Annotated in this window: 9 protein-coding genes; all 9 read left to right on the plus strand. The window is 26.8% G+C overall.

The window, feature by feature from the left end:
- A partial coding sequence (locus Q0F58_RS16070; protein ID WP_294378806.1) for an ABC transporter permease occupies positions 1-956 on the plus strand: 956 nt, incomplete at its 5' end.
- Between the two features lie 15 nt (positions 957-971).
- The gene (locus Q0F58_RS16075; protein ID WP_294378809.1) at positions 972-1,700 is read left to right on the plus strand and encodes an ABC transporter ATP-binding protein; all 729 of its coding nucleotides are present in this window, start codon (positions 972-974) and stop codon (positions 1,698-1,700) included.
- 31 nt (positions 1,701-1,731) lie between these two features.
- Positions 1,732-2,364 (plus strand): hypothetical protein, encoded by a 633-nt coding sequence (locus Q0F58_RS16080; protein WP_294378810.1) that lies wholly within the window; start codon positions 1,732-1,734, stop codon positions 2,362-2,364.
- A gap of 21 nt (positions 2,365-2,385) precedes the next feature.
- Positions 2,386-3,015 carry an HAD family phosphatase gene (locus Q0F58_RS16085; protein WP_294378813.1) on the plus strand — a complete coding sequence of 210 codons (630 nt, stop codon included), beginning with the start codon at positions 2,386-2,388 and terminating at the stop codon, positions 3,013-3,015.
- A 10-nt stretch (positions 3,016-3,025) separates the two neighbouring features.
- The gene (locus tag Q0F58_RS16090) at positions 3,026-3,754 is read left to right on the plus strand and encodes a glycosyltransferase family 2 protein (RefSeq protein WP_294378816.1); all 729 of its coding nucleotides are present in this window, start codon (positions 3,026-3,028) and stop codon (positions 3,752-3,754) included.
- 1 nt (position 3,755) lies between these two features.
- Entirely contained in the window at positions 3,756-4,082 is a 327-nt protein-coding gene (locus tag Q0F58_RS16095) for a hypothetical protein (RefSeq protein WP_294378819.1), read from the plus strand.
- A gap of 22 nt (positions 4,083-4,104) precedes the next feature.
- Positions 4,105-4,845 (plus strand): glycosyltransferase family 2 protein, encoded by a 741-nt coding sequence (locus Q0F58_RS16100; RefSeq protein WP_294378821.1) that lies wholly within the window; start codon positions 4,105-4,107, stop codon positions 4,843-4,845.
- 100 nt (positions 4,846-4,945) lie between these two features.
- A complete protein-coding gene (locus Q0F58_RS16105; protein WP_294378824.1) occupies positions 4,946-6,646 on the plus strand; it encodes a glycosyltransferase in 1,701 nt (566 codons plus the stop codon).
- The coding region (locus Q0F58_RS16110) for a WavE lipopolysaccharide synthesis family protein (RefSeq protein WP_294378827.1) at positions 6,643-6,982 on the plus strand (340 nt) is incomplete at its 3' end. The genes Q0F58_RS16105 and Q0F58_RS16110, both read left to right, overlap by 4 nt.

Here is a 6,982-nt window from a genome sequence, read left to right on the forward strand (position 1 = left end):
GCGCTCGGATATGCCGCCGCACACCCGGCACCTGCCAAGTCGCGCAAGGACGACTTTGCCGTGTGGGTTATATATGGTTTGGAATACACTATTGGAAGTTTGTTTGTTTAGGTGCAATATTAGTTTTAATTTGGTGTATTATAATGAACTATAAAGTAAAGAATGGTAAAAAAATTTTAATTTTTAATGCTTTTATTGCTATAAAAAAGTATAAATTTTTAATTGAACAGATGGTAGCAAGGGATTTTAAAACAAAATATAAGAGATCAGTTCTCGGAATTTTTTGGAGTTTCTTGAATCCTCTTTTAACAATGTTGGTTCAATATTTTGTATTTTCGAACATTTTTAAAAATGATATTCCATACTATCATGTGTATTTACTTATTGGAGTAGTAATGTTTAATTTCTTTTCAGAAGCTTGTGGCATGACTCTGACATCAATATTAGGAAATGCTAATTTGATGACTAAAGTTTATGTGCCTAAATATATATATCCTTTGGTTAGAGTATTATCATCTGCTGTTAATTTATTAATCTCTCTTATACCGCTTTTATTAATAACTTTATTTTCAGGAATTGTATTGACTAAAGCAATCTTTCTTAGTATTTTCGCAATATTATGTTTAATGATTTTCTCTCTAGGATTAGGACTTATATTGTCTACATCAATGGTATTTTTTAGAGATACTCAGTTTTTATGGGGAGTATTTAGTATGATTTGGATGTATTTAACACCTATTTTTTATCCAGAAAATATACTGCCTAAAAATTTTGTTGGAATATTAAAAATTAATCCTTTGTATTATTATGTGAACTTTGTTCGTTCATGTATAATTGATGAAATTTCACCAGAACCTAGAATATATTTCATTTGCGCAATTAATGCAATAATTATGTTGGCTATAGGTGCATTTGCTTTTAAAAAGAACCAAGATAAGTTTATATTTTATTTATGATTTAGGAGTGGAATCATGTCAGAGACAATTATAGAACTTAAAGATGTATCAATTAATTTTAGGCTTTGTGATGATAAAATTCTTTCATTAAAAGAGTTTATAACAAAATCATTAAGTAAAAAGTTATCATATAGTGAATTTTGGGCATTAAAAAATATTGATTTTAATGTAAAAAAAGGAGAAGTTTTAGGTATTATTGGACATAATGGTTCTGGAAAAAGTACATTATTGAAAATAATATCTGGAATTATGAAACCTACAACTGGAAAAGTTACTGTGAAGGGAAATATTGTACCAATGTTAGAATTAGGTTCGGGATTTGATATGGATTTAAATGGAAGGGAAAATATTTTTCTTAATGGAGCTATATTAGGGTATTCTAAATCCTTTTTACAAGATAAATATAATGATATAGTAGAATTTTCAGAGCTTGGAGAGTTTATTGAAGTTCCAATAAGAAATTATTCCTCAGGTATGATGATGAGATTAGCATTTTCAATAGCTACAGTTGTAAATCCCGATATTTTGATAGTTGATGAAATTTTATCTGTTGGAGATGAAGCATTTCAACAAAAGAGTAAACAAAGAATGAAGCAGCTTATGTCAGGTGGAACAACAGTACTTTTTGTTTCACACTCTAAAGAACAGATAAAAGAAATGTGTGATAGAGTATTATGGCTTGATCACGGCAATATTCGCATGTTAGATAAATGTGATGTTGTGTGTGATAAGTATATATTGTAAAAATAATAAATTTAAGAAAGAAGGTTACTTAATGAAAATCTTAGCACATAGAGGGTATTGGAACAATATTATTGAAAATAATTCATATGAAGCATTAGTGAAAGCGTTAGATAATGAATTCGGATTTGAATCAGATATAAGAGATTATTGTGGTAAACTTGTAATATCTCACAATATAGCAAATGAAGAAAGTTATTTAGCAGAAGATATTTTTAAAAAATTATCAGAATATAATGATAAATATTGTTTTGCTATAAATATAAAATCAGATGGATTAAAAGATTTATTAGTTAAATTATTGGATAAATATAATATAAAAAATTATTTTACATTTGATATGTCTGTACCACAAATGATTGAATATAAGGAATATGGTATAGATTTTTTTACAAGACAGAGTGAATATGAAAAAGAGTTGGTCTTATATAATGATGCAAAAGGTGTATGGATTGATGCATTTGAAGATGCTTCATGGATTACAGAGGAATTATTAAATAGGCATATAAAAAACGGAAAAAAGGTATGTTTGGTATCACCTGATTTACATAAGAAAGATCATATTGCTTTTTGGGAAAAATTAAAAAAATTCAATATAAATTTTGATAATATAATTTTGTGTACAGATTTTCCTTTAGAAGCAAGGAAATATTTTGGACAAGTATAGATTTAGAAAGGAAGATAATTAATGATAAAAGCTATTATTTTTGATATGGATGGGGTTTTAATTGATGCTAAAGAATGGCATTATGAAGCGTTAAATAAGGCTTTGAGATTATTTGGATATGAAATTAGTAGATATGATCATTTAGTTACATATGATGGACTTCCAACATCTAAAAAATTAGAGATGCTTAGTATGGAAAGAGGTATGCCAAGAAAATTACATAAGTTTATTAATGATTTAAAACAACAATATACTGTTGATAAAATTTTTACAGATTGTCATCCGCTTTTTGTGCATGAGTATGCCCTTTCTAATTTAAAATCTGAGGGTTATCATCTTGCAGTAGCATCCAATTCAATAAGAAATACTGTTGATTTGATGATGCAAAAAAGTAGTTTGATTCAATATCTAGATTTCTTCTTGAGTAATCAAGATGTTAAAAAAGGAAAACCAGATCCGGAGATATATCAAGTTGCTATATCCAAATTGGGTTTAAAGCCAGAAGAATGCTTAGTTGTAGAGGATAATAAAAATGGAATTCAAGCAGCCAAAGCAGCCAATGCACATGTGATGGAAGTATCAACTGTTTATGATGTAAATTTAGAGAATATAAAACATCATATTAAATTAGCAGAGCAAGGAAGAATTTAGGAGGTAATTTATGAATATATTAATACCTATAGCTGGAAATAATGCTGTGATTAATGGAAATCAATATATTAAAGGATTATATGAAATAGAAAAGAAAATAGTAATTCAACACATATACGAATCTCTTTCTAAAATTCAAAATAGTAATTTTATTTTTGTTTTGAGAAAAGAAGATATAAAAAATTACCATCTTGATGATACGTTAAGATTACTGAATTCTGATATTAAAATTATTATATCAGAGGGAAATACTCAAGGGTCTGCCTGTTCATGTTTATTAGCAATAGAGCATATTGATTCAGAAGAACCGTTGCTGATATCTGGAGTAGAGCAATTAATAACTAGAGACTGGAAGGAAATTATAGAAGAATTTAAAAGAAGAGATTTAGATGGTGGAGTAATAAGCTTTGATTCAATTCATCCTAAGTGGTCATATATAAAATTAGATAATAATGGATATGTAGTTGAAGCTGCTGAAAAAAGACCAATTAGTAGAAATGCAACAACAGGACAATATTATTTTAAGAAAGGTTCAGATTTTGTTGAGGCAGCTGAGAATATGATATTAAAAGGCGCAAGTGTTGAGGGGCAATATTATGTATGTCCGAGCTTTAATGAAATGGTATTAAAGCAAAAGAAAATAGGATGTATTAAGATTGATACTTCAGAATATTTTTATTTGAAGGATCAAAGAGGAATGGATGATTATGAAGCTTATTTAAAAGGAGTGAATAGATAAAGTGTACACTTCAAAATTAAGTGATATGACAAAAGGATGGTTTGTTGGAAATTTTTCTCCAACTATATATTCAACAAATGATGTAGAAGTTGCTGTTAAATCATATAAGGCTGGTGAATGTGAACAAGCACATTATCATAAAGTAGCAACTGAAATAACTGTTATTGTTTCTGGTAGAGTTAGAATGAATGGGATAGAATATAAAGAAGGAGATATAATTATTATGGAGCCAAATGATGTAACTGATTTTTATGCTATAACAGATTCAGTAAATACAGTAGTTAAAATTCCTGGTGCAAATAATGATAAATATGTTGCAGAAGAGTAATGTTTAGAGGAGTGAAGAAAAGATGATTAATATTGTAGTACCTATGGCAGGACGTGGTAGCAGATTTGCTAATGCAGGGTATGAATTACCTAAACCATTGATTTATGTACATGGAAGACACATGATTGAATATGTTGTAAAAAATATAACACCTAAGCAAGAACATAGATTTATATTTATTTGTCTTCAAGAACATTTGGATAAATATGATTTAGAGAACAAATTAAATAAAATAGCACCAAATTGTGTAATAGTTCCTGTTGATCAAGTTACAGAAGGAGCGGCTTGTACTGTGCTTTTAGCAGAAAAATATATTGACAATGACGATTTTATGATGATAGCTAATTCTGACCAATATGTGGATATTAATATCAATGATTATCTTCAGTCAATGAAGGAATATGATGGATTAATTATGACAATGACTGCTGATGATCCAAAGTGGTCATTTATAAAATATGATGAAAATGATTTTGTTACATTATTGAGAGAAAAAGAAGTTATTTCAAATGAAGCTACAGTTGGAATATATAATTATAAGCATGGATCAGATTTTGTTAAATATGCTAAACAAATGATTAGTAAGGATATACGTGTAAATAATGAATATTATGTTGCACCTGTATATAATGAGATGATAGAAGATAAGAAGAAAATTGTATATTACAATATAGGTAGTGAGGATAATGGAATGTATGGACTCGGTATACCAGAAGATTTAAATAAATTTTTAAAAAATCCATTATCATTAAAGATATTATAATTGCAAATTATATTTTTATGTAGGGGGAGATATTATACAAGTTTTTATCTCCCTATGATACGTATAATAATATAATATTGTATATGGAGAGGATTAGATAATGAAAAAAATTGTATTTGTAGCACATGAATTTGGATTATATCCAGGACACGGTGGTATAGCAAGTTATTTATATCAACTAGTATCGTTAATATTAAAAATGTATAGCAATGAATATGAAGTGTATATATTGGCATCTGTATTTGATAAAGATTGTGAATTATTGAAAGAAAGTAATTTTCATATATATAAAATTATAGAAGGAAATTATAATCAACAAGGATTATCTGTATTGAAAATTTTAAAAAGTATAAAGCCTAATTATGTAGAAGTAGCTGAATTTTTAGGATTAGGATTAGAATCATTATTATATAGGAGTGAATATGGTAATGAACTTGAAAATACTATTTTTATAACTAATAACCATACAGCATCTAGAGAATGTTTTGAATGGAGCTCGAAATTACCGATAAGTTTAGCACCTTATCATATTCAAGAAGCGCATCAAAGAGAAAAACTTCAAATGGTTTTGTCTGATATGAATGAATCACCATCAAATTTTCTTTCAAAATATGTAGCTAAAAATTATTGTTTATCATCGGTTGAAACTATGAGACATCCAGTAGATATTAAAATAGAATCAAAAGATGCATTAGTGCATGATGTAGATGCAACAATTGACACAAGCAGATATAAAGACAAATTTGTTATAAGTTGTATTAGTAGAGTAGAAGGACGAAAAAATCAAAATGGTTTAGTTAATGCTTTTATTGAATTTTGTAAAAAAACAAAATCAAATTCAATTCTTATATTAGCAGGAAATTCATCTATAAATGCAATTACTGGTCAAGATGAAAAGTTAGAGTTGTATAAAAATATTCCTCCAGAATACAGGAGTAATATAGAAATTTATGATTTTATGGGAAAAAAAGGAAAAAAAATGATTTCTTCTATATCTGATGTTGCAGTACTTGCATCTCCATTTGAAAATTTTCCAGTAGCTATGACTGAATATGTTTATCAGGGTATTCCAGTTATTGCTTCTATATATAGTGGTTGTTATGATTTTATGTCAGGTTGTGAATTAATAACAGCATTTAATCCTTTTAGAGAGAATCAATTAGAGGAGTCTATAGAAAAGTTTTATAAATTAGGAAAAAGTGAACGAAAAAAAATAGCTAATATACAATTAGAAAATTTAAAAAAATTAGTGGATCCTGAAAATTCAGTTAAATTTAAATTGGATACATATTCAAAAGTAAAGAATAAATCTAAAGAAATAGTGAATGAGGTCAATGATATACTATACATTAATGAAAAGAATATTTTTAATAGTATTTCTAATGAGCTGATAAAAACAAAAGTTAACATTGTATTAGGAATTGATGAGAAACACAGTGATGAATTAGAGAATTGTTTTGAAAAATTAATTAGCAATATTAATGGAAAAGCAGCTATAGCAGTTGGAAATATGGATATTGACTATGATATTCAAGGCGCATTAATTAATAATAAAGTTTTAGTTTTAAAAGATATTATTATAGAGGAAAAAGATGTGAATAGAATGATGTTTCAATTTATAGCTGATGAATTAATAAAACTTAATTTTTACTATATTCCTATATACAATATATATGGAGAAAATAATTCAAAGAAAAAGCAGAGTAAAGAAAAGAATTCAACTTATGTAGATATATGTAAGGTTTTATTGAATGAGATTTTTTATAAAAAGAATGCTATAAATTTGGAGGAATATATATGATAAAAAAAATATGTATTTTATTGCATGGACCATTTCATGAAAATGCATATGTAGAAATATTTAATAGAATTTCAAAGATAAAAAAAGAATTATTAAAATCAATATCAATAATTGTAGTTTGCTATGTTTCTGATTATGAAAGAACAGTTAATATTATGAAAAATATTAATGATATAAATATAAAAATAGTAAAAGTTAAAGATGTTGTTAATCCAGGATTTTTTAATATAAATAGACAGATAGTATCTGTTAGAACTGGATTAAAGAATATAGAAGTAGATTGTTTTGTTGTAAAATTAAGAAATGACCAATATATTAATTTTATTAAATTAATTA

Origin of the sequence: uncultured Clostridium sp. (assembly GCF_934754915.1) — a bacterium.
In the GTDB taxonomy this organism is placed as follows: Bacteria; Bacillota; Clostridia; order Clostridiales; family Clostridiaceae; genus Clostridium.

Bases quoted from the DNA above. Each gene is read 5' to 3' on its own strand.
- Q0F58_RS16080 (WP_294378810.1), top strand. From the start codon at position 1,732: ATGAAAATCTTAGCACATAGAGGGTATTGGAACAATATTATTGAAAAT.
- Q0F58_RS16105 (WP_294378824.1), top strand. From the start codon at position 4,946: ATGAAAAAAATTGTATTTGTAGCACATGAATTTGGATTATATCCAGGA.
- Q0F58_RS16085 (WP_294378813.1), top strand. From the start codon at position 2,386: ATGATAAAAGCTATTATTTTTGATATGGATGGGGTTTTAATTGATGCT.
- Q0F58_RS16075 (WP_294378809.1), top strand. From the start codon at position 972: ATGTCAGAGACAATTATAGAACTTAAAGATGTATCAATTAATTTTAGG.
- Q0F58_RS16100 (WP_294378821.1), top strand. From the start codon at position 4,105: ATGATTAATATTGTAGTACCTATGGCAGGACGTGGTAGCAGATTTGCT.
- Q0F58_RS16090 (WP_294378816.1), top strand. From the start codon at position 3,026: ATGAATATATTAATACCTATAGCTGGAAATAATGCTGTGATTAATGGA.